The following is a 24040-nucleotide window of genomic DNA, read 5'->3' on the forward strand; positions in this document are numbered from 1 at the left end:
TGGATTATGAATGGAATAACCCCCACCCGGGATCAGGAAGAGAACACATCTGTCGTTAAAATCGTTCACGTTATTCACCGGTTGGATTTCGGCGGCTTGGAGAATGGTGTTGTCAATTTAATTAATCATTCCCCGGACTGGTTACAACACATCATCATAACGCTTACGGGAAGCAACGAGGTATTCGCAAAACGCATCCAGAAAAATGTACAAATTTATGATGTAAACAAGCAGTCTGGACAAGACTGGGGGATGTATTTGCGTTTGTGGAAACTGTTTCGAGCGCTGAAACCCGATATCGTTCATACCCGCAACCTCGCAACGCTGGAGGCGCAGATACCAGCTTTTTTGGCGGGGGTCAAAACCCGTATTCATGGCGAGCATGGCTGGGATATTGCCGACCCAAACGGTGATGTTGTCAAATATCAAAAAATGCGCCGTGTGATTGGTGCGCTCGTCCATAAATTTATTCCACTTTCTTCCCATTTGGAACACTATCTCCTCCGCAAAGTAGGAATACCTGCCCGTAAGGTTGAGCGTATCTGCAATGGTGTGGATGTGAACCGGTTCCGCACTACTCATGAGGGCATTTCAGGGCGTATAACGCTTAACGTTATATCTGTCGGACGCCTGGAAGAAATAAAAGGGCATAAATACCTGATTTCTGCGTTGGCGCATGTCAAGGAGCGTCTATCATCATTAAACATCGAAGCAAAGTCGGGTCTGTGTTCGCTAACTTTGGTGGGAGATGGTAGTTGTCGTTCGGCTCTTGAGCGGCAGGTCATCGACGCTGGGCTGGATAATTGGGTGACATTTTTAGGCAGTCGGTCAGATATTCCAGAGCTATTGCGTGGATCGAATTGCTTTGTCCTGCCTTCAGAGGCTGAAGGCATATCCAACACGGTGTTGGAGGCAATGGCGACTGGACTGCCGGTCATTGCAACAGATGTCGGCGGAAACGCAGATCTGATATTGCCATACCAGACCGGCATTCTAGTGCCCGCCAAAGATGCTTCGGCGCTTGCTGAGGCACTCCTTTACTATTTGCAGGATACAGATCGACTCCTGGAGCATGGCAAAGCCGGCCTGGAGCGAGTCAATAAAGAATTTTCTTTACCGGTGATGACCGGAAAATATTATCGAATATATCGAGATTTAGGAAAACACTAATGTGTGGAATTGCAGGAATTTTCAACCTCAGTGGTAAGGGACAAATTGACGAGACGGTGTTACATGCGATGAATCAGGCGCAGTTTCATCGGGGTCCTGATGAAGGAGGGGTCTGGTCTTCCGAGGGGATTGGTCTGGCCCACCGCCGTTTGTCAATTATTGATTTGTCGTCGTTGGGGCGACAACCCATGACCAATAAAGATAATTCGGTAGTCGTGGTGTTCAATGGTGAAATCTATAATTTCAAAGCATTGCGGGAAGAGCTGCTGGCTGCGGGTTATGAGTTCAAAAGCCAGACGGATACAGAAGTAATTGTGCATGGCTGGAGTCACTGGAAAGAAAAAGTAATTGACCGTTTGCGCGGAATGTTTGCTATCGCCATTTGGGACACCGCTGAGCGACGTTTGTTTGTGGCCCGTGATCGGATGGGGATCAAGCCTCTTTTTTATGCAATTGACGAACAGGGAACCTTCATCTTTGGTTCGGAGCTGAAAGTCCTCTATCAATATCCCGGGCTGAAGAAAGTAATCGATCCGTTGTGCATTGAAGATTACTTTGCCTACGGATACGTTCCCGAGCCGAAGACGATATTCAAAAATATTTTCAAGCTGGAGCCGGGCTTTTCCTTGTCTTTGAAAGTAGGAGACTCACAGCCGGTTTTGAATCAATACTGGAACATTCCGTTTCAAACGGATCACTCAATGCGGTATGAAGATGCCAGTGTAGAGCTGGTGGAGCGCATGAAGGAGGCTGTGGGCATTCGTATGATTGCTGATGTGCCGCTGGGGGCGTTTCTCTCTGGCGGGGTGGACTCCAGCAGTGTGGTTGCGATGATGTCCCAGTTGCAATCTGACCCGGTCAACACCTGCTCCATCGCATTTGACGATAAAAAATTCAACGAATCCGAGTTCGCGCAACAAGTCGCAGATCGATACAAGACGAACCATTTCGTTGAGACCGTGAACACGGATGATTTTCATCTTATCGAAGAACTGGCCAAAATCTATGACGAGCCCTACGCTGATAGTTCTGCCATACCAACTTACCGGGTATGTGAGCTTGCCCGTAAGCGTGTGACTGTGGCGTTGTCCGGTGATGGTGCAGATGAGTCGTTGTCTGGCTATCGTCGCCATGTCTGGCATATGAATGAAGAGCGGGTGCGTTCTTTGTTGCCTTTTCCTTTTCGTCGTGCTGTGTTCGGTTTTTTGGGATCTGTCTATCCAAAGCTCGACTGGATGCCAAGGGTATTCAGAGCCAAGACAACGTTTCAGTCGCTGGGTAGAAGCAGTGTTGAAGCCTATTTTCATACGATTTCGATCCTGAAAAATGAACAACGAGCAAAAATCTATTCGGACGCATTCAAGAACGAGCTCGCAGGATATAACGCGGTTGAAGTGTTCAAGCGTCATGCCAAGGATTGCCCTTCAGACGAACCGTTGAATCTCATCGAATACCTTGATCTCAAGACCTATTTGGTAGGCGATATTTTGACCAAAGTGGACCGGGCCAGTATGGCTCATGCACTTGAGGTTCGGGTGCCGCTGCTCGATCATAAATATATCGAGTGGGTCAGCTCATTGCCTACAGATTTCAAGGTGAAAGGGCAAATTGGTAAGTATATTCTGAAAAACTCAATGGAGCCGCATCTTCCGAATGATGTGTTGTACCGACCTAAGATGGGGTTTGCGGTACCACTTGCGAGCTGGTTCCGAGGGCCCTTGCGGGATCATGTTAAAACCCATCTCCTTGGGGATCGCCTAATGGATACCGGTTACTTCAATCCGGATCAGTTACATAAAATGGTCAAAGAGCACAGCGCAGGTCTGCGCGATCACAGTGCGCCAATTTGGACTCTGCTGATGTTTGATTCATTTCTTGAGCATGTGATGGGGTAACTGGAAATGTGTGGTATTCATGGCGGATACGCTTTTTCGGGGGCTGCCAATCTTAGTGTCGAAGTTCTCGAAGCGATGGGGATGGTGACACAACACCGAGGTCCTGATGATTCCGGTACCTTTTTGGACGGTCCAGCCGCAATTGGTATGCGGCGATTGTCAATTATTGATCTGGAAGGCGGGCACCAACCGATCTTCAATGAAGACCAATCAATTGCAGTTGTCTGTAATGGCGAGATTTATAACTTCCGGGAGTTACGTGAAAAGCTGATTGCAAAAGGGCATCAATTTTCCACGCATTCAGACTCGGAAGTCACCGTTCATTTGTACGAAGAGTATGGAATAGACTTCCTTTCTCACTTAAATGGCATGTTTGCCCTGGCGCTCTGGGACCGGAACAGGCAGCGGTTAATCATAGCCCGTGATCGCTTGGGCATTAAACCGCTGTATTATTATCGGGATGACAATGTTCTGCTTTTTTCGACCGAAGCAAAGGCAATTTTTGAAACCTCGCATATTTCACCAAAACTGGATAAAACAGCCTGTGGCTTGTATGTTCAGCTGGGCTATGTTCCGGCACCTTGGTCAATCTATGAAAATGTGAAAAAACTCCCGGTCGCATCCTGCATGATTATCGAGCAGGGGCAAACCCGGATTCATGAATACTGGCGTCCCGACTATACCCAGAAAGAGATGTCTGAAGCAGAGTGGAAGCGCGCGGTGCTGGAGCAACTGGAGCAATCCGTGGCCTCGCAAATGGTCAGTGATGTGCCCTTTGGTGCTTTCTTGTCAGGTGGCATTGATTCCAGTCTGGTGGTTGGTCTCATGGCAAAGCATTCCCGCGAGCCTGTTCGAACTTATGCAATTGGCTTTGATACCGAAGGCGCAGGCCAGCTATACAATGAATTGCCCTACGCGAAGCAAGTCTCCGAGCTGTTTTCCACACAACACAAAGAAATTATTGTGAAGCCCGATGTGGTTCATCTGCTGCCAAAATTATTGTGGCACATGGATGAGCCGATAGCCGATACCGCTTTCATTACGACCTATCTGGTGTCTGAATTTGCCAGGCAGGATGTGACAATGATTTTGAGTGGTGTTGGCGGGGATGAGCTCTTTGGTGGGTATCGTCGTTATCAGGGGGAGTATTATCAACGCTATTACAATATGATCCCTGCCTGGCTGCGAAAATATGTGCTATCGCCAGTGGCAAATGCTTTGCCTAGTGACAGACACTCGAAATGGCTGAATTACAGCCGTTTGGCCAAGAGTTTTATTCTGACCGCAGAACTGCCTCTGGACAAACGGTATCAGTCCTACATCAATATCGTCTCTGACGCGATGCGCGCCGAGCTGTTGAAAGGTGGTGTTGAGACCCTGCCGACACCGGTAATCGATTTGTTCGCGAAGCAAGGCTCACTACCGGCTCTGCACAGCATGTTCGAAGTCGATCGTTTGACACAATTACCTGACGACTTATTGATGCTCACCGATAAAATGACCATGGCGACGTCCCTTGAATGCCGTGTCCCGCTTCTGGACCATGAACTTGTGGAGTTGGCGTGTCAGATGCCCTCGGAATTGAAAATCAAAGGCGGTGTATTGAAATACATCCTGAAAGAGAGCCTGACAGAATTACTACCAAGAGAGATTCTCTATCGTAAGAAGCGAGGGTTTGGTGCGCCGATGGGGGCCTGGATCAAGCGTGAGTTATTGCCGTTGATGAAAGGGCTGCTGTCTGTGGAGCAAGTGGAATCCCGTGGCGTATTCAATGGCCAAGTGGTTCAGGGGCTCATCAATGATCATCTCAGCAATAAGAGCGATAACACTGATATCCTGATTGGGTTATTGAATTTTGAGATTTGGAGTAAAATGATGCTCGATGGTCAAGCGCCACAAGAGGTCGAAAGTCAACTGGAGAGAATGTCCCGATGAATATTTTGTATGTTTGTCATCGTTTTCCATTTCCTCCAAAGCGTGGTGGCAAGATTCGCCCTTTTAATATGATCAAGCATCTGAGTGCCCATGGCCATCGAGTATGGGTTGCTTCGCTGGCACGGAATCAGGAAGAGTATGATGAGTGCCATGGTATTGAAGAATTTTGTGAAGATTATTTCATTGCGAAGATCACGGAATCCCATCAATGGCTTAAAATGATCCTGAATCTGCCAATACCAACACCCTCATCTATGGGATATTTTCATTCCAGAGAGTTGAAACAGAAGATTGATGAATGGCTCGCCAAAAATAATATCGATCTGATCTTTGTTCATTGTTCTTCCGTCGCGCAATACGTTGAAGATATCACTCACATCCCTAAAATACTCGATTTCGGGGATATGGACTCAGAAAAGTGGCTGTCTTATCGGGCGTTCAAACCTTTCCCCTTGAGTTGGGGGTATTGGTGGGAAGGAACAAAAATGGCGCGTGCAGAACGAAAGCTGGCTGCCAAATTCGACCTTTCGACCTGTACCACAAAAGCCGAACTGGATACGCTGAACGGTTTGGGGTCTGCTCGTGCAACCAACTGGTTCCCGAACGGCGTTGACGCAGATTATTTTAAACCTGATGGCGAGCCCTATGTACCAAACAGTATTTCGTTTATTGGCCGGATGGATTATTTTCCCAATCAGGAATGCATGATCAGCTTTTGTCATAATACATTACCGCTGATTAAGCAGCAGGTGCCGGATGTACAACTTTTTATTGTCGGTGCCGAACCGTCGGAAGAAATTAAAAAGCTGGGTGAAATCCAAGGCGTGACGGTTACTGGAAGTGTACCGGATGTTCGCCCTTTTATTCTGCGCACCGCAGCCATGGTTGCGCCGCTGAATATTGCGCGGGGTACGCAAAACAAGATTCTTGAGGCTATGGCGATGGGCGTGCCAGTAGTCTGCAGCTCGCTAGCCTCCGGTGGTATAGATGCCGTCGCTAACGAGCATTTTCTGGTTGCTGATACCCCGGAAGAATATGCTGCTAATCTGGTAAAGTTGATGCAGGATACAAACGAACGGAGCCGGTTAGCCGAAAGTGGTCGACAGAGGGTGCTTGATAATCACAACTGGCCAGCAAGTATGGAGAAAATGCGGTCAATTGTGGAAACGACTGCGCAATCAAAATAAGTAATTGAGTTAAAGAAGGCGCTTTAACTGCAATCTATTGAAAGTGAATATCGAGGTAAGAGAATGGACATCAGTATTTTTGGGCTAGGCTACGTTGGGGCGGTTTCACTGGCATGCCTCGCACGGGATGGCCACACAGTGACCGGCGTTGATATCGATACCACAAAGCTGGAGCTGATCAGATCGGGAAAGTCTCCCATTATTGAAACGGGTATGCCCGAGTTAATGGAGAGTGTGGTCGCCAAAGGTAAGGTGTTGTTGACAGACAACCCGGCTGAAGCAATTGCAAATACCAGTTTGTCATTTGTTTGTGTTGGCACGCCGTCGCAACCCAATGGGAGTCAAGACCAGAGTGCGGTTCTTCGCCTTACGGAGCAGATGGGTGAAGCGTTAAAAAGCAAAGCAGAGCACCATATTATCGTCTATCGCTCGACATTGGCACCAGGAACCGTCCGTGAGAAGCTGATTCCCATGTTGGAAGCACTGTCCGGGAAAAAACAAGGGGTGGATTTTGATGTTTGCTTCCAGCCTGAGTTTTTGCGTGAGGGCAGTTCGATTAAGGATTACGATAATCCGCCATTCACGGTAGTGGGGGCAGAGACGGATACGGCCCAAGCTGCGGTTCGGGAACTGTTTGGAAACCTGCCCGCAGAAATCATACTTACGGACATTGCTACGGCAGAAACCATGAAATATTTCTGTAACATATTTCATGCTTTGAAAATCAGCTTTGCGAACGAAGTGGCCCGGTTGTGTGAATCATTTGATGTTGATGGCCGTGCTGTCATGGAGTTGCTCTGTAAAGATAAGCAACTCAATATTTCAACAGCCTATATGAGACCTGGATTTGCATTCGGTGGCAGTTGTTTGCCCAAAGATCTCCGTGCTATGAGCCATATTGCCAAACTCAACGATGTTGATATTCCCATGCTGAAAGGCGTTTTACCCTCAAACCGGGTGCATCTGGATCACTCATTCAACAAAGTACTGGAAACGGGCAAACGAAAAGTTGGTTTTGTCGGGTTGAGCTTCAAAAGTGGTACGGATGACCTTCGTGAGAGTCCGTTGGTAGATTTGGCTGAGAAATTGATTGGTAAAGGTGTCGAACTCAGTATTTATGACCCTGAAGTGAACGTATCCAAGTTAATCGGGGCCAATAAAAAGTTTATCGATTCCCATATTCCTCATATTGGCAATTTGATGACGACCGATATTGATCAATTGCTGGCTGAAAGTGAAGTAATCGTGGTTGGGTTGTCAGATGCTGATCTGGTTGAGAAAGTCATTGAGCACGCCACTGAAAATCAGGTTGTTCTCGATCTTGTTGATATGAAGAACCGTGAAAACCTGAGAGCGACCTATCATGGAGCCTGTTGGTAGTGTTTCAAATTAGAGATTCAAGCGCGAAATGAAGCACTTTTTGTTTTCGATAAAAGGTATATTACTGCTCAATATTGTTGCGTTAGTCGGGATTGCAATTTACGGGGTCACATTGGTTTATCCCCCGGAAGAGGCAACCCGATTGCGAAACGCGTTGATTTTTGAAACCGCATCTAAACCGGATTTTGTCTGGCCACAGGGTCAGTATCCGGCGCAATTTCGCGCCGAGTCAATAGCGCCGCCGGATGACTTTTCTCAGTTCGTATCAGAGCTACCAATCCAGCCTCATATGAGTGGCTTCGTCAAAGTGTTACTCGCCGGAGAGCGATTGTTGGAGAGGGAACGGCATGGTGGTGCAATCCAATCCAATACGGTGGATACCCTGAATAAAATGCAGAGCGAGGGAATTGGTTATTGTTCTGACTATACCCAGGTTATTAACGGGATTGCCTATACGCTTGGTGTCCCTGTTCGAGAGTGGGGGATGTCGTTCCACGGTTACAGTGGTGATGGCCACGCTTTCAGTGAAATCTATGATTCGGATTTTGGGAAGTGGGTCTTTTTGGATGTCCATAGTGGATTTTATGCCGTGCGCATGGATACATTGGAGCCGCTTTCATTTCTGGAGTACCGAGCCTTGATATTGAGTGATCCGGCACAAATCAAAATTGTCCGTATCAATGACGAGCGCTTCGCATTCAAGACAGACCAGGCGGTTAAGGATTATTACGCCCGGGGAGCGCATGAAGTTTTTTTGTACTGGTCAAATGATGTTTTTTCTTATGATGCCAGTCCCTGGGTCAGAGCATCCGGTGCCGTATCTCGGTATCTTGAGCAGCTCACTGCAATTTTGATCGGGGTACACCCTCGAATACACCTGTATCCTGATCCGGTAAATCAGGAAGCCCAAGAGGCGTTGGCCAAATTAAAGCAGGACGTCCTGATCTTGTTTTTCGCGGGGATAGTACTGGTAGTGTCGTTTATGGGCTTGTTAATCTTTCAGATCAAACAAAATGGAGCAAGGAAATCCCTAACATGAAGGTTTTGCATATATTGGATCATTCTTTACCTCTTCATAGTGGCTATACCTTCAGAACAAGGGCAATTATTCGGGAGCAGCACGCTTTAGGTATCGAAACCGCACATATCACCAGTTGTAAACACAACGAAGCCGCTTCGGGCCCCCTTCAGGATTCAGAAGAGGCTGACGGATTGATATTCTATCGTACGGTGCCTGGTTATCTGAAAGGGCTACCCATTTTGAATCAACTTGATGTTGTGCAAACCCTTTATCGTCGCCTTTGCGCCATTATTGAAATAGAAAAACCTGATATTCTTCATGCCCACTCGCCGTGTTTAAACGGAATCGCCGCGCTTTGGGCGGCAAAAAAGTTCAAGATACCCTTCGTTTATGAAATGCGAGCTTCATGGGAAGATGCGGCTGTCAGCCATGGCACTTGCGAGGAAAATGATCTGCGCTATCGCTTGTCCCGTGCACTGGAAACCTATGTATTGAAGCGTTGTGATCAAATTACGACAATTTGTGAAGGGTTGAAGCGGGATATCGAAGTCAGAGGAATATCCAATCAGAAAATTACTGTGATTCCAAATGCGGTCGATGTCGACAAGTTTACGCCCATTCGTGAAAAAGATAGTAAATTAGTGGCAGATCTAGACCTGGATGGCAAGTATGTCGTGGGCTTTATTGGGTCGTTCTATGAATATGAAGGTCTTGATATTCTGGTCCGGGCTGTTGCGGTGCTAAAAGATGATTGTCCCAACCTGCACGTTCTGTTGGTGGGGGGAGGCCAGGCCGAAAAAGCGCTACGGGATCTGGTATCTCGATTGGACATCACGGATCGTGTTACGTTTACCGGACGCGTGGATCATAAAGAGGTGAATCGATATTACAGTGTGGTCGATATTCTGGCCTATCCGCGGTTGCCTATTCGTTTAACCGATGTGGTCACGCCGTTGAAGCCGCTTGAGGCGATGGCGATGGGTAAGATCAGTCTTGCGTCTGACGTGGGAGGCCATATTGAATTGATCGAAGACGGTGTCGATGGCTTCCTGTTCAAAGCGGGGAATGTACCCGCACTTGCAGAGAAGTTACAGGCTCTTGTCACGTCGTCATTCCCGGACTGCTTGATAGATAACGGTTTAAAAAAGGTCACTCAGGACAGGAATTGGGCAGTGAGTGTGGCGCGGTATGTGCCTGTTTATGGGTCGCTTTGCCGGCCTTAGGGCTGGTATACCGGTAACGAAAAGCAAGCAGGTGGTTAGGGAAGCCCCTGATGAGTTTAAAGGAGCTAAATAAATGTATGCCAGAGTGAGTAATCGATTTCTGCAAATTATCTTTTGTCTGGTTTTTCTGCTGACAAACACTGTCCAGGCACAACAGGCAACCTGGAGTGAAAACGCAAACTGGCAGAAGTTTGATTCGGTTTTCGGGTTTTCCTGGAATACCAATATGGGGGACTGGGTCGATGCACAGGGCTCTGTAAATGGTGATAAACCGTTTGCGGAAACGACTATAGATCAAGCCTCGGTAGGCGCGCCTGTGCTTGTTGATATCACTGTGCTATTCAATCGCTGGCATAGTGGACAATTACCCAATCACGGTATTCTCATCAAGGGTAGTCTGGGGACGCTCAATATCGCTGCGATGGAATCCGATTGGCTAAGCCATCGACCCCGATTGATCATTGAAACTTCAGATGGAGCAAGTGAAAATTTATTCGCTGACAAAGATACCTACCTTGATCGATCCACATTAAAGGGAATGAATGGTCGCGATATTCTGGCTGTGTCGGAAAAGCAAACCACGCTTATCGGGTTTCCTGAACTGGATATGGCCGATAGCGCCATTAGCGATAAGAAAGCAACGCCTATAAAAAAAGTGCTTCTGAGCCTGCATCCAAAGAAGCTATATGGTAACAAAGCCCACCTCCAGATTTATGCTGTTTCGCCGGGACAATTTCAATTGCTAAAAGCTCCTGATCCTGAATCTGGATTGAGGCAACAAAGTTCCACGCTGAAGGTCTTAAAATCTAGCGACCACATATTCTATGTTCAGGATTTTGAAGAAAGTGACCCTTTAACAGGGTGGAAAGATCTGAGTCCGAACAATATTGTTGGAGCCAAAACCACGATACGCTCGGGATCCCCAACAACCGTTGCGGAGGTTACGATAGGCAAAAATGCCAATCTTGGCGTAACTGCAAATCAGTATTTTAAAGATATTGCAGGGCGTGAACTTAACGAAGCCTATTTTCAGTATTCGATTATGTTGGGTGACAACTGGTCCTCCGAGCAAGGTGGCGGCAAATTACCCGGGCTGGCTGGCACCTATAATGTTGCCGGTTGGGGGGGGCGGCAAGCTGATGGCTACAACGGATGGTCGATGCGGGGCTTATTCCGTAATACCGTTTTATCAGGCTATGTTAGTGTTACCCCTGTTGGATTTTACGCTTATCATGCAGAAATGGATGGCAAATATGGTGAGCACTGGGTGTGGGTCGGACGAGATTTCACGGGGTTTGAAAAAAGAAAGTGGTATGTGGTCGAACAACATATTCGGATGAATTCAATAGGCCTGGCGGACGGCATAATTGAAGCCTGGGTTGACGGACAACCTGTTTTTTCAAGAACGGACGTTGTTTTCAGAAAAACTGAACAGCTCAAACTGGAACGGGTGTGGCTCAATATATACCACGGTGGTGTTGCCAGGTCCCAACAGGATCAGGATGTGTATATTGATAACCTTATTGTTGCAGACCAATACATCGGATTGACCAACTGATTTAGTGCATGTTGGCTCGTAACCAAATTCAGGTTCGGAAAAAGGATCAAAAGGGTTGAACAAGAAAGCCAGAAAAGAGATGTTAGTTGTCTCCTCGTTGTTTCCATCGCCAGATCAGCCTAATGCTGGTGTGTTTATAAAAGAACGCATGTTCAGGCTAAATCCGGACATGAAACTTACTGTTCTCTCACCACGACCGTGGTTTCCGGGACAATCAATCATTCGCAAGTATCGACCTAATTATCGACCAGAGACACCTGCATATCAAAATCTGGAAGGTGTCGATGTTTATTACCCTAAATTCTTCTCGTTGCCTGCTGTCGGTCGATTGTTCGATTGGTTCTTCATGTTTGTCGCACTATTGATTTGGGATCTACGGAATCGTAACAATGCAGATATTGTTGATAGTCATTTCGCTTATCCAGACGGTGTGGCGGCATGTAGTTTTGCCAAATTGACCCGCCGGAAGGTGAGTGTAACGCTTCGAGGTACTGAAATCGGGCATTCGCAGCACCCATTAAAGCGCTGGCTTATGGTCAAAGTGTTAAACAGCGTTGATCGTGTGTTTTCCGTGTCCGATTCACTGCGCCGCCATGTGATTAAATTAGGTGTGCAGGAGCGTCAGGTACTGGTCGTGGGAAATGGTGTTGATACCGAAAAATTTTATCCGGTCGATTCGATTGCTTTGCGTGCCAAACTGGTTCCAGACGAAAAGGCCAAAATACTCATCACGGTTGGCGGACTGGTTGAGCGTAAGGGATTTCACCGGGTAATCGAAATTTTGCCGAAACTGAATCAGTCATTTCCGGAGGGAGTGTACTATCTTGCGGTAGGTGGCCCCAGTCCTGAAGGAGATTGGTCTGATAAATTAAGAAACATGGCCCTGGAAGCGGGTGTCGAAGACAAGGTGATTTTTACGGGACCAGTCAAACCCGCTGAGCTTGGTTCTTATTTATCGGCTGCGGATCTGTTTGTGCTCTCGACCCGGAATGAGGGCTGGGCGAACGTGATACTTGAATCCATGGCTTGTGGCGTTCCTGTGATCGCAACTGATGTTGGTGGCAATAGTGAGGTCGTGTCGACGCCAGATGTTGGCGAAATCGTTCCCTTTGAAGATGCGGATGCATTATTCGATGCGATCCAGAAGGGGCTGTCGCGTAGTTGGGATAAAACCAAAATTATAGATTACGCGAAAGCGAATAGTTGGAATACCAGAATCATGGTATTACGTGAACAATTTGCGCGCATGACAAGTCATGATTCCCACCAATTTTCCAGTCAATCGGCCTATACGCGTTTTGTAAGTAGTTTGATATTCCCTTTGCATGAGCGTTTGAAAAAGCATTCAAGCGTGAGTCTTAAAAAACAGCTCGAAGAAAGTCAGTGGTATTCCCCCGGGGCTGTTTCGGCGTTACAAAATCGCAATCTCCGATCGTTCATGCAGTTTGTCCATGCAAATGTGCCTTACTACACCGAGCTACTGGATAAAAGGGGTCTTAAACCGGCTGATTTTAAAACAGCAAAGGATCTTGGGAAACTACCATTACTTACTAAAGCGGATATCCGTCAGAATGAGGTAAGCTTAAAGTCCAAAGTGGCTGGGCAGTTGGTAAAATATAATACCGGAGGCTCATCGGGCCAACCCCTTGTATTTTACATGGGGATGGATCGGGTCAGTCATGATGTTGCTTCGAAATGGCGAGCAACGCGTTGGTGGCAAGTGGATATCGGTGATCCTGAAATTGTGCTCTGGGGATCACCGATTGAGCTGGGCGGTCAGGACCGAGTCAAACAAATTCGGGATTATGTGCTTCGGACAAAGCTTATTTCTGCCTTCGATCTGACGGATCAGTCAATTACCGAAATACTGCAACAGATTCTGGATGAAAAGCCTCCAATGCTATTTGGTTATCCTTCGGTTTTTGCGCTTTTGGCTCAGGAGGCCAGGAAGCGTAACATGGATATGGCGAATGCCGGCGTCAAGGTCGTTTTCGTGACCTCTGAAAAACTCTATGATCATCAACGGGAGATTATCGAGGCTGTTTTTCAGGCACCGGTTGCGAATGGCTACGGAGGGCGAGATGCTGGGTTTATTGCCCATCAGTGCCCGGAAGGTAACTTTCATATCACCGCAGAACATATCATCGTAGAAACGGTTGATGAGCTTGGAAGTCCTGTTGCTGAAGGTGAGGCAGGGCAAATCGTGGTGACCCATCTTATGACCAAGGACTTCCCCTTCATTCGATATGCTACGGGGGATGTCGGTGTTTTGGGGAGTGGTCAATGCGCTTGCGGTCGAGGTCTACCCATTTTGAAAGATATTCAGGGAAGATCGACAGATTTCGTGAAGGCATCAGATGGCACAATCATGCATGGCCTCGCATTAATTTATTTCGTTCGAGAACATGCGGGTATTCAGAATTATAAGATCGTGCAGGAGAGTTTAGATAAAACCCGATTGCTACTTGAAATTGATGAGACATTTGAGGAACAGTCGAAGCAGGACATTACCCAAAACTTCCAACGTAGGCTTGGCAAAAATGTCCAAATTGAGATTGAAATTGTCGACTCAATTCCAGCAGAAAAGTCCGGGAAATACCGTTACGTCATCAGTCATGTTTGAGGGGGCATGACTTGAATCGTTCGCCATCTTCGGAATGTTCGTTGGTGGCGCCGTGCTTTGGAGCTAATCTGTAGCTTTCCGCTTTAACAGCTTTTTGCTGATATGTTCAATGACTTTCTGTTCGGGGCCGGGTGGTTTTCCGGCGCAAACCCAAAGGGCACAGAGCGATACGCTGAATAGTACACCACCAATCCCGATTGCCCAGAGTAAATTGAGCAGGTTCGCCTCAACCTGCGCGGGAGCGGTTCCCGGTAGATAGAGGCCGTTATATATCAGATAACTTCCGCCAATGTACATAATCAGTGAACTGAGGGTTGGTCTAACGATGGCCTTGATATAATCTGAGGGGGCAAGTTTAATGAAGCGACTCAAAATCATAAAGTAAACGGGAAACATCACGATACTTGTAATCAGTACCGCATAAGCCGCCCCAATATAACCGAAAAGTTCAATCAGCGTGAACATTAACGTTAGCAATATCCCAACGCGAATAGAGAGTAAGAACGTTGAATAGCGGGGCTTGCCCAAGGCGATAAAAACATAGCCTGCATTGGTGTTTATGGAAATTATGGCATTGGCAACAGCCAGGATTTGCATTATCGGGATGGCGAGCAACCATTGATCACCCAATACGACGGGTATGAAGAGTGGCGCGACCAAGGCAATGCCGATACTGGCTGGTATGCCAATTAAGGTAATTGATGATAGAACATTTACGTACAGATCTCGCAGTGCCTGTATCTTATGTGAAACTTTGGAATACCCCGGGAAAGTAGCGCGATTAATTGCTGCCACAAATTCGGTTGTCGGTAGACTCGCTATTTCGTCACCTACGCTGTAAAGCCCCACAAACTTTATATCTGTATATTTCCCGATAATCAGGTCTTTTACTCTGAGGTTTAGGTACATTAATGCATTGTTCAACACGAGCCAGAAGCTAAAGCCGAAAATTTCCTTTACTTTCTCCAGAGAAAACCAGGGCCGAAATTTTGACATGATGTAGGATAAAATAAATTCAAATGTCGCATTAGCAATCATACCAATTGCAAGTGCCCAATAGTTCTGTAAGGTAAATGCAAGATAGATTGTCAAAGAAACGGTTAGTATTTTAATGAGAATCTGAAACAGAAATTCGGTTTTGAAATCGAGCTCTTTTCTGAAATTAACCACGCCGATATTAACGGCACCATTAACCACGAACATGAGCGCCAGGCAGTAACAGAGCGATACTAAACGTTCATCTTCGTAGAATCCTGCCAGCGGATGGGCTGCTATCACCATTAGCGTGCCTGCCAGTAAACCGAAACACAGTTTTAATGTCCAAGCTGTGTCATAATGCGCTTTCGTTGCATTTTGATTTTGAATCAGGGCTACATCAAAGCTAAAAGAATTAATCAATTCCAAAAAAGCGAAAACAGACATGGCCAAGGCTATGAGGCCAAAATCCTCTGGTGCGAGCAGTCGGGCAAGAATTATGGTATTGATCAAACCAATGGATTTGACCATCAATCTCAACATAACCATCAAGACCGCTCCAGAGAAAACTTTGCTGTGGAGAGATGTCATTCTTGATCCTCGTTTCGCGCTTGGGTGATAGATTTGTATTAGCCCCGTCTGAGGCTGGCTAATGGTAGGTTATTTCTGGAATTTAATACATAAATTCCTAAACTTATTGGTGTTTGCAAGTGCAGATGCAGGCGTCAGAGCGGTGGCAATTTATTTTATCGGCTCCGGGCGATATATTCTTCAATTCAGGGGGCCAAACGGTATCCGTACGATGACGAGATGTCGAATAAAGGTTATTCGCCAGAATGTAATCCAGCTTTAGCAAAAACCTGCTTTACTTTCGATCCATTCGTGATGAGCATGGCAGGTCTAATTCAAATAACACGCGTCGACAGAGGGCGGTTCTTTTGCGGGACGTAATTGTACTTCTTATCATTTTTTCTACCATACCCTTCATATTCAGATCGCCATTCATAGGGGTGTTGACCTGGTGCTGGGTCAGTTACATGGTTCCCCACAAGTTGGCATGGGGATTTGCCCGCGACTTTCCTGTTGCGTTAATTATAGCGGCTGCGTTTTTAGTTTCTTTTTTTATCACAAAAGAAAAACGATCTATACCGCTCAGTTCTGTGGTGGTTGGGCTGATCTTGTTCAATCTCTGGATCGTTGTAGTAACCCTTGTTACTCCTGGATCACCTTATGAAGCGATGCAATTTGAAAAAGTATTCAAAATACAATTATTTACATTTTTATCATTAGCCTTGATAAATTCCGAAAAAAGAATAAATCAATTCGTTGCAGTCATTGCGTTATCGATCTCATTTTATGGTATTAAAGGTGGAATTTTTACCATCACTTCTGGCGGTGGAGAGCGCGTGTGGGGGCCTCCGGGTGGTTTTTTCGAGGGTAATAATGAGCTCGCATTGACGTTGTTGATGGCTTTACCGCTGATGTTTTATTTGATTCAAATAACCCAAAATAAGTGGCTTAAACGAGCCCTATATGCAGGTATTGCACTTACAGCGGTGGCAGCAATTGGGACTCATTCCCGCGGTGCGATGCTTGCGGCTTGTTCTGTGCTGTTTATTTTATGGTTGCGAAGTCGACGTAAAGTTATTGCTCTGGTCATAGCGCTTGTGGCTGTTACGACTGTGGTCAGTTTTATGCCCCAGCATTGGCATGACCGAATGGCGAGCACATTTCAATCGAAAGAAGAAGATTATGACACGTCGGCACAGGGTCGGATCAATGCCTGGCGGTTTGCATACAACTATGCTCAGGATAATTTGTTTGGTGGTGGTTTTGATTCGTTTACTCCGGCTAATTTCTTTATCTATGCGCCAGACCCTTATATGTTTCAGGATGCCCACAGTATTTACTTTCAGGTGTTAGGGAACTTTGGTTTCTTTGGTTTGTTTCTATTTTTGCTGCTGGGCGTGCTTTCTTGGTTAAAAGCCGGAAGTACGGTCAAGTTGGCCAAAAAACACCCTGAAATAAAGTGGGCGGGCGAGCTGTCTAAGATGCTCCAGTGTTCGTTGGTGGCTTATGCAGTGGGTGGCGCATTTCTGGGGTTGGCGTATTTTGATTTGCCCTATCACTTGATGATCCTTATCGCCGCCATTAACACGGTGGCAAGTAAACAATTGGCCGATAAAGCTGCTGATAGCCCGACAAAAATAATAAACGAAACCGGTGTTCAGAAGCTGCGCCGCGGACAACGCTCGTCCGGCGCTCCAGGATAAGTGGCGTCGCGTGCGAGCCAAGATTGTGTATTTGCTGTAAAATTTAGCGCTACTGTTGTAGATAAGGAAGGAGTGTTTGTTGCGATGGCTGTGAGGACGTGGATTACAGGGATTTTACTGTTGGCAGTTGCCTACTTTTTGACAATCTGGTTTCCGTTTTGGGAGTATTATTCCGTATCGACGAGTGACGATGTGAGTTCTGAGCAGGTGTCAGTACTTCAGCACAAGCCGTCTTCTGAGGCTTTGTCAGCACTGTTTGTAGATGATGCAATTACGATTTCATTGGATAATTACGATGTTCAAGTCTCTGTAAATTCAACTCGTAGCATGATTGATCATGGCATTGTTCTGCCAGGAATGGCTCACCCGATACATGTGGTACCGTTTAATCCTGTATCCTTGGACGTCAGCAACTCATCCTGGCAGCTGGCCGCCCACAGCCTGACTGTTGCGAAACATCTTCTCGATCTTTATGAACGGGAAAAAGATCCGTTATTCTTGACTATGGCAAAGGACTATATTCTCGCGTATGCCACCTACGAGCGAATCAATCCCTACAAGTCCGGGTTCTTGTATAATGATCATGCGGTATCTGCCCGCGCAGTGGTAGTCGCAAAACTGTGGTATCTCTATCGCACTAGTCCGGTGTTTGATTTGGATCAGGCGCAAGAGATTTTCGCCTATGCCGATCGCATAGGGTCACGTCTTTTGAAGCGCTCTTATTACACTTACAAGACCAATCACGGCACCATGCAGAATGTTGCCTTGATGGTGCTCGCAGCGACTTTTTCAGAGCTTGGGAATGCAAAGTCGTGGGGCAAGGTGGGATTGGACAGATTGGAAGAGCAATTGACTTATTTGGTGAGTAAGGATGGTTTTTTTCTTGAGCATTCTTTTGGCTATCACCTGATGTTTATTGATATTCTGGCGATGGGGGTAAATGCGGGAAAAGTTGAGCCGTTAATCCATTCCTCTAATGCTGATTTAATGCTACAGAAGGCAAAGGCGTGGCTACCGCGATTGGCTCGTAGTGACGGACGTATGGCTGTCGTCGGCGATACCGGATTTAAAAAACAGAGTCATTTGCCTCCCTATGGGGATCACAACAGAGCACCGCTTTCAATTTATCCTGAAACAGGTCTAGCGTTTCTTAATCCGACGCTTTCCCTGAGGTGTCAACAGCACGCTTCGGAACTTACAGTTTATTGGTCAAATTTTGCGAAACATGGACATAAACATTGGGACGACATGAGTGTCGATCTTTACCTGTGTGGAGAGCAGTGGTGGCGAGCTGCAGGCTACATTCCATACTGGCATAAGTTACGAAAGTCCGCCGAGCGTTGGCAAAGTGCCAATGCCCCTCACATCGTGACTGAATCTGCTCCGGCATCTAATCGTATTCAAAGTATTGAACACGCCGATTTGCCTGAATTGCGGTATTTTAGAATCGAACGTGATTCGGGTAAGGGAATTATTTCGCGGGATGTGATTACCTTCTCTAATGATACTTTTGTCATCGATCAATTCGTTCAGGAGAGCGGGGCGGAGATCAGTGATGAGCAATTTCGCGTGAGTTGGACAATGTCTGCCGATAAAGTCCTGGATGATAAGCTCTCGGCGCCTGCTAAGAATCGCTTTGTGTTTTCTGGGGCAGTTGAGGATCAGAAGCTGCATTCACAGTTTAGCGGCTCGGAGTCCACTAAGATTGAACTCTTAAACAAGAGCAGTAATAGTGTGCTGGGGTGGGTTGAGCACGAAGGTAAGGTAGAGGGAGCCTATACACTCGATATTCAATCAAGTATAACAAATGGTACCGCGTGGATTATGAATGCCTCTTTTTTAGAGCATAATACAGGGTGCACGCCGTTGGCTACATTTTCGAAAAGAGCAATTAGTGCAGGAACTGTCAACAGCGACAACTACAGTTTCACGCTCAGCGTCCAGGGCTGCGGCAGAGATTATGAGGTGACGCGAAATCGTGGTGTTATAGAACTCAATACGAATACGCCTCAGCGTGTTGCGATAACTTCTGTACCTGATGACTTCAAGTCAGAGGTTACTCGTATCAATTCGGTGACCCAGGATATTTTTGATGAATATGGACCTCGGTTCCGTCCATTGCTTTCTTATCGCATTAAAATCAGCATCTTCGGCTGCGTTATCTTGGTGGTTGTTTTATTGAGTATATTGCTGTTACGGTATATTCAACTACCAAACCGGGTGAGATCGGCATATATGTATTCAACCTTACTGGCTTGGTCCGGATTGGTTGTCTGGGTCTCATTCTTTTATTTTAATTAATCATAATTGTATCGTTCGAGTTTGCAAAAAGCAGGATGGTTGTTGTGAAAGTATTGAACAGAAACACATGTATCTGGATGATCAGTATTGCTGCTTTGGGGCTTCAAGCATCCGGTAGTGTGGCTCGGGATAATGTAAACTGCGGTAATTTAATTGAAGATGCCGCGGGGTACGGTCCATTTGATTATACTGATCCGGCTCATAATACCGTTGATCTTACCCGTGTTGAAAAGCATCACTTCACCTCGGATGTGCGTCTTCTGATCCGGGGCTCTACCAATGAATTACCTCACAGGGATCTTGATTACACATTGCGCAAGTTTCCCAATCATCATCTCGCGTTGGACTCTATGGCCAGATTGCAGCGTGATGACGGGGGAAAGTTGAAAGCTGATATCTATACGACGGACTGCTATTTCAAAAGAGCTACGCGATTTAGTCCGAGTGATGATATCGTCTGGTTGATTTGGGGGATTCATTTGCACAAGTCGGGTCAGTTTTCTGAAGCAGAAGAAAAATATAAGACAGCGATACGTGTGAATCCAGAGAATTCACAGTCGTATTACAATTTGGGCTTACTTTACGTCGATATGGGGCAAAAGGAAAAGGCGCAAGCTGCTGCAGATGATGCGTATCGCCTACGCTATCCTCAGCAGGGCTTAAAACGTCGAATAGCAAGAATGAAATAAAGGGAAATGCATTGGAAGGATAAGCCCCGTGCAAATCATGCACGGGGCTTATGTTAACGGGGCAGATCCCCGTTTTTAGTCAGCAAACTCAATCTCAAGTTTTGGCCACCAGTTAGGGTCTTCATGTTCTTTTGTGGCAAAGCGGTAGTTCGTGCCGCGAGTGGCATTGAGGATCAGGCCGTAATTGTTTAGCTCTTGATTCTGCCACTGTTGCACTATTTCGGTGATATCAATCTCGATTTGGTTTGGTGTATCGTCATCAAGTAATACCGCCTCCGCAAGTGCTTGATCTCCCTGTGTGACCCCTTCGCGGTCTTGCCAGTCTCCTAACAGGTTTTGCCACTTCACTTTGAGGCTGCTATTCGCGTATTCACGGGTTACCGTATTTTCACCCCAATCTGAATCCGTGCGGAAAATGCGCAGATAGGTTGTGCCGTATTCTTCAACTGAGTGCAGCTTCAATGTCGCCATTCGGATTGAGCGATCCGGTGGGATAACCTCTACAGGAAACTTAATCACTGAATTGGCATAGCCCCGAGAAACGTCCATGGTGTGTTTTGCACCCTGATTACGATAGGTGGAGCTCGATAGCATTGCGTCCGCACTTGGAAGCAGTGTAAGCGAGTTACTGCCGCTGTTCGAGTCGCCAGGCAAAATAACCTGTAAGGTCTCGGAAGGTTGTGATTCATTGCCCTCACTATCGATTGCCGTCACTGAATACAGCAAGGGTGTATCGTATAAGGGGAGGTTGGCGTCGAACCGGTTTTCCGAAAGGGTTTTTACTAAAGTACCCATCAAATAAACGTTGTATTTCTCTATCGCTGAGTCGTCTGACACATTCCAGGTGATTGAAAGTCCGCCGTCAGCATCATTCACCAGCTGAAGATTGGTCGGTGGTGAGACCGATGGGCTGCCATCTGGTAGGCCAGGGTCTGTTGGTTCGTTAGAGGGTGGGTTAACCGGTTGATTATCAACGATGATTTCAAGTTGTCGGATGACTGTTCCGCCACTGCCTGTGCAATTCAACGTGGCGTATCCACTTTGGGCGGGATAGAGGCTTTCGCTCCCTGAGGCTGTCTTGGAGCCTTCCCAGATACCGGTAGCAGTACAGCTATCTATATTTTCTCCTTGCCATTGCATTGATATCGGGTCGCCTTGGCTGACTGAGAGTGTGTCTGCTGTAAGCTGCAGTGAGGGGGGGAATACGGTTGCCCCTTCAAGACTGCCTACCGGATTGTCCAGTGAAAGTACCAATTGATCCAGATAGACATTTGCAGTCTCGCAATTTCCTTGTACACCACCTTTATATACGTTGAGCCAGAGCAGACGGTTATGCAAGAAGTCGTGTCCCTGACTCCGGAATTCCATGTTGGTTTTTTCGTAGCTAAGTTGTGAGTTTATCCAGCCTCTTAATTCTCCATCGGACTTACCGGGAGTATTCATTTTGATCTGCATTTCGACGAGGTACCAAACCCCCCGCTCAAAGACGCCGTTGTCAGCCTTTCCACAAAAGACGTTGCTTGATTCGCTCGAGCAGGAGCCTCCCTCTCCGGTGAACTGGCCCCAGTCATCATTGTCCCAGATCGCGTGATCACCGGTTGCGCCGAATTGATTGGGGTGGTAAAGGTATGTGCCGAAGCGAGTCGCAGCGGCGGGTTTGCTTGAACAGGCTGTGCCATCGCCGCTATAACAGTCCCGAAACAGGCTACGGGCAGACCAGCAACGCTTACCATCGGCCTTTTCGCCACCATTTCCGCATTGACCACCCGGATCAGCCCATGTTCTCACATCTGCCAGTCCAGGGAATTTGCCGCCAGCTCCGACTCTTTCGCCGTCACTGTTACACATATTGGGATCCCATTGATCACCCAGCTTGATGTAATATCGTAAAAACAGGTTGTCTGGGGCGATGTTGGCATTAATCAGTGGCCAATATGCGCTGAGTGCGCCGCTTTGGCCTTTGTGCATGGTTACGGCAAGGCAATTACCCTGAATACATCCCTCGCTGACCACCGCAGTATTTTCCAGGTGTGTTTCCTTCAAATCCCTGGGGTCATTGACGATGGGGTCTGAGAGGTAGCCTTTTTCCTGCCACCAGTTATCATCGTCCCATGATTCACACAGAACAATATCAGAACGATTGTCCAACTGAGGTTCGGTATCACAATCTCCATGCTTTAATTGCGGAGCAGGCTTTTGAAAGGCAGGAATATTCACCTGAGTCATGTTGCTTTCGTTACCGGCTGAGTCGAAGGCAACCACTTGATAACCCGAGTCCGTCTGCTGGATATTCATTTCTTTGTAAATGGTCTCGGACTGCTCTGACATCAGGGTACCGTCACGGTACACGCGGTAACCCGCTACGCCCACATTGTCGGTGGCTTCGGCCCAACTTAATCGCAGACTGTCTGGATAGGGCGCGCTGATCTCTGTTACTTGAGGCGCACTTGGCGCGATCGAATCGATACCATCGTACAATCGCAACGTGTAGGCATTCTGATCGAAGGCGTTATAGACGAGAAACGCATCCAGTGAGGGCGAGTAGACGAAACGGCCGAATGTTCCCCGGCTCAATTGAGGGCCGGGGCCATTTTTGTATGCCAGGGCACGCCACTCCAACGTTTCGGGGTCTTGTTCGTATAACCTGCCATCACCGAACCAGCCGTAGAATCGTTTTGTTTTAGAGTTGTACGCCAGACCAGGCGACCAACCATCAACGATTGCTGCAGCGCCTTTTGCTGGAATATCCGCTCTTTTCCCCTGATTGGGGCCATCAAGGTAATACAGGGCCTGATGTCCACCGCCAATCACCAGCATGGTACGTTGGTCAGGGTTTATGGCAGCATTGATCCCGAGACCCAGACTGTCATTGCCCAGTAGTTTCTTATAGTTGCCGCCGGCTGGTGAGTAGCTGTATTCGTAGAATCCAGTGCGGTCATGCAGAAACACCTTCTGTGAGACTGGGTCATAGCCTGATACAGCGCCATAAACAGGTTGAGGTATATCGCCTGTGCTATTATCACGGCTCCAGCGATTTATTTCTGGGTCAAAAATCCAGGTTATATTATCTCGACCACTTTTCTTGGAAGCTAAAGCGCCAGAGAATGCCCATATTTTTTTCTCATGTTGGAGATACGCCATGCCATCATAGGTGTGACGACTATTTGGCTGTGTGCCATCGTAGGGGAACAGCTCGTTCTCTGCAGGGTCTGCATCGCGATCCGCAGGCTTGGCAGGATCCGTTAAACGTTGGGTGTCTAACTGACGGAAATTGATGCTGTAGACTTCATTTCCGTAATAATCATTATGGCCACCGCCCCAGATAAACATGGTGTCATTATCAGTGTCTAAAACGGCACTGTTCCATGCTAACGTGACGTATCGGCAGTACCATGAATAGGTATATTCGTAACCATTAAAGTTGTCTTCCGGACAGACTTGTTTGATATTCGTATCAGGTAGCTCCTGCCATCCAAAGCCTGAATCGCCGCTGGCGAATGTGAGTGGCGCATTTAAGGCCACAATCAGCGTGATGATTTTTCGAATATGGAACGTATGTGGAACATGCTTAGACATGGTTCTTTCCCTGCTTGCAGTTGTACCTGTGTCAAATTGATTGGTCGAGATCAGTTTGAACCAAGATTGTTTAAAATATAGTCATATGGTAGCACTAACATGCCTATAGTTGTGGTCTGATTTAGTCGAGAATGCCACTTGGTTCTAAGTTTTTATGGTAAACATAAGTAAGCAATTGTAATCTTGCCGTGTTCAAATCAGGGCGCAATGATACTTGATAAGTGTCTAATCAAA

14 protein-coding genes are annotated in these 24040 nt (G+C 46.9%); 12 read left to right on the plus strand and 2 right to left on the minus strand.

Annotation, left to right across the window (positions count from 1 at the left end):
* Positions 1-6 precede the first annotated feature (6 nt).
* The 9 genes from OLMES_RS10300 (at position 7) to OLMES_RS28280 (ending at position 13992) form a co-directional block, all read left to right on the plus strand.
* Positions 7-1170 (plus strand): TIGR03088 family PEP-CTERM/XrtA system glycosyltransferase, encoded by a 1164-nt coding sequence (locus OLMES_RS10300; protein ID WP_087461189.1) that lies wholly within the window; start codon positions 7-9, stop codon positions 1168-1170.
* A complete protein-coding gene (locus tag OLMES_RS10305) occupies positions 1170-3065 on the plus strand; it encodes an XrtA/PEP-CTERM system amidotransferase (RefSeq protein WP_087461190.1) in 1896 nt (631 codons plus the stop codon). Before OLMES_RS10300 ends, OLMES_RS10305 begins: the two co-directional genes overlap by 1 nt.
* Positions 3066-3071: 6 nt before the next feature.
* A complete protein-coding gene (gene asnB / locus OLMES_RS10310) occupies positions 3072-5000 on the plus strand; it encodes an asparagine synthase (glutamine-hydrolyzing) (protein WP_087461191.1) in 1929 nt (642 codons plus the stop codon).
* Positions 4997-6187 carry a TIGR03087 family PEP-CTERM/XrtA system glycosyltransferase gene (locus OLMES_RS10315; RefSeq protein WP_087461192.1) on the plus strand — a complete coding sequence of 397 codons (1191 nt, stop codon included), beginning with the start codon at positions 4997-4999 and terminating at the stop codon, positions 6185-6187. The genes asnB and OLMES_RS10315 overlap by 4 nt, the downstream gene beginning before the upstream one ends.
* 63 nt (positions 6188-6250) lie before the next feature.
* Positions 6251-7567 (plus strand): nucleotide sugar dehydrogenase, encoded by a 1317-nt coding sequence (locus tag OLMES_RS10320; protein WP_087461193.1) that lies wholly within the window; start codon positions 6251-6253, stop codon positions 7565-7567.
* Positions 7568-7595: 28 nt separating this feature from the next.
* A complete protein-coding gene (locus OLMES_RS10325) occupies positions 7596-8606 on the plus strand; it encodes a transglutaminase-like domain-containing protein (RefSeq protein ID WP_087461194.1) in 1011 nt (336 codons plus the stop codon).
* Positions 8603-9811, plus strand: a complete 1209-nt coding sequence (locus tag OLMES_RS10330; protein ID WP_087461195.1) for a TIGR04063 family PEP-CTERM/XrtA system glycosyltransferase — start codon at positions 8603-8605, stop codon at positions 9809-9811. Before OLMES_RS10325 ends, OLMES_RS10330 begins: the two co-directional genes overlap by 4 nt.
* 73 nt (positions 9812-9884) lie before the next feature.
* Positions 9885-11369: a polysaccharide lyase gene (locus OLMES_RS10335; protein WP_087461196.1), complete on the plus strand. Its 1485-nt coding sequence runs from the start codon at positions 9885-9887 to the stop codon at positions 11367-11369.
* A gap of 169 nt (positions 11370-11538) precedes the next feature.
* Complete coding sequence (locus tag OLMES_RS28280) at positions 11539-13992, plus strand: glycosyltransferase (protein WP_198343293.1); 2454 nt, start codon at positions 11539-11541, stop codon at positions 13990-13992.
* A 63-nt stretch (positions 13993-14055) separates the two neighbouring features.
* Here OLMES_RS28280 and OLMES_RS10345 read toward each other — a convergent pair whose 3' ends face one another.
* Complete coding sequence (locus OLMES_RS10345; protein ID WP_087461197.1) at positions 14056-15558, minus strand: lipopolysaccharide biosynthesis protein; 1503 nt, start codon at positions 15556-15558, stop codon at positions 14056-14058.
* Between the two features lie 347 nt (positions 15559-15905).
* Between OLMES_RS10345 and OLMES_RS10350 the strand changes: the two genes are divergently transcribed.
* From OLMES_RS10350 to OLMES_RS10360, 3 genes are all read left to right on the plus strand, one after another.
* Positions 15906-17240: a putative O-glycosylation ligase, exosortase A system-associated gene (locus tag OLMES_RS10350; RefSeq protein ID WP_157678247.1), complete on the plus strand. Its 1335-nt coding sequence runs from the start codon at positions 15906-15908 to the stop codon at positions 17238-17240.
* 84 nt (positions 17241-17324) lie between these two features.
* On the plus strand, positions 17325-19541 hold the full coding sequence (locus OLMES_RS10355) for a heparinase II/III family protein (RefSeq protein WP_157678248.1): 2217 nt from the start codon (positions 17325-17327) through the stop codon (positions 19539-19541).
* A 44-nt stretch (positions 19542-19585) separates the two neighbouring features.
* Complete coding sequence (locus OLMES_RS10360) at positions 19586-20230, plus strand: tetratricopeptide repeat protein (protein WP_157678249.1); 645 nt, start codon at positions 19586-19588, stop codon at positions 20228-20230.
* A 75-nt stretch (positions 20231-20305) separates the two neighbouring features.
* Here OLMES_RS10360 and OLMES_RS10365 read toward each other — a convergent pair whose 3' ends face one another.
* A complete protein-coding gene (locus OLMES_RS10365) occupies positions 20306-23806 on the minus strand; it encodes a DNRLRE domain-containing protein (RefSeq protein ID WP_087461201.1) in 3501 nt (1166 codons plus the stop codon).
* Positions 23807-24040: the final 234 nt, after the last annotated feature.

This window comes from Oleiphilus messinensis (genome assembly GCF_002162375.1).
Taxonomy (GTDB): domain Bacteria; phylum Pseudomonadota; class Gammaproteobacteria; order Pseudomonadales; family Oleiphilaceae; genus Oleiphilus; species Oleiphilus messinensis.

Excerpts from the sequence above, each read along its gene's own strand:
- OLMES_RS10325 (WP_087461194.1), top strand. The coding sequence starts at position 7,596 with ATGAAGCACTTTTTGTTTTCGATAAAAGGTATATTACTGCTCAATATT.
- OLMES_RS28280 (WP_198343293.1), top strand. The coding sequence starts at position 11,539 with ATGAAACTTACTGTTCTCTCACCACGACCGTGGTTTCCGGGACAATCA.
- asnB (WP_087461191.1), top strand. The coding sequence starts at position 3,072 with ATGTGTGGTATTCATGGCGGATACGCTTTTTCGGGGGCTGCCAATCTT.
- OLMES_RS10365 (WP_087461201.1), bottom strand. The coding sequence starts at position 23,806 with ATGTCTAAGCATGTTCCACATACGTTCCATATTCGAAAAATCATCACG.
- OLMES_RS10330 (WP_087461195.1), top strand. The coding sequence starts at position 8,603 with ATGAAGGTTTTGCATATATTGGATCATTCTTTACCTCTTCATAGTGGC.
- OLMES_RS10315 (WP_087461192.1), top strand. The coding sequence starts at position 4,997 with ATGAATATTTTGTATGTTTGTCATCGTTTTCCATTTCCTCCAAAGCGT.
- OLMES_RS10355 (WP_157678248.1), top strand. The coding sequence starts at position 17,325 with ATGGCTGTGAGGACGTGGATTACAGGGATTTTACTGTTGGCAGTTGCC.
- OLMES_RS10320 (WP_087461193.1), top strand. The coding sequence starts at position 6,251 with ATGGACATCAGTATTTTTGGGCTAGGCTACGTTGGGGCGGTTTCACTG.
- OLMES_RS10300 (WP_087461189.1), top strand. The coding sequence starts at position 7 with ATGAATGGAATAACCCCCACCCGGGATCAGGAAGAGAACACATCTGTC.
- OLMES_RS10305 (WP_087461190.1), top strand. The coding sequence starts at position 1,170 with ATGTGTGGAATTGCAGGAATTTTCAACCTCAGTGGTAAGGGACAAATT.
- OLMES_RS10345 (WP_087461197.1), bottom strand. The coding sequence starts at position 15,558 with ATGACATCTCTCCACAGCAAAGTTTTCTCTGGAGCGGTCTTGATGGTT.
- OLMES_RS10335 (WP_087461196.1), top strand. The coding sequence starts at position 9,885 with ATGTATGCCAGAGTGAGTAATCGATTTCTGCAAATTATCTTTTGTCTG.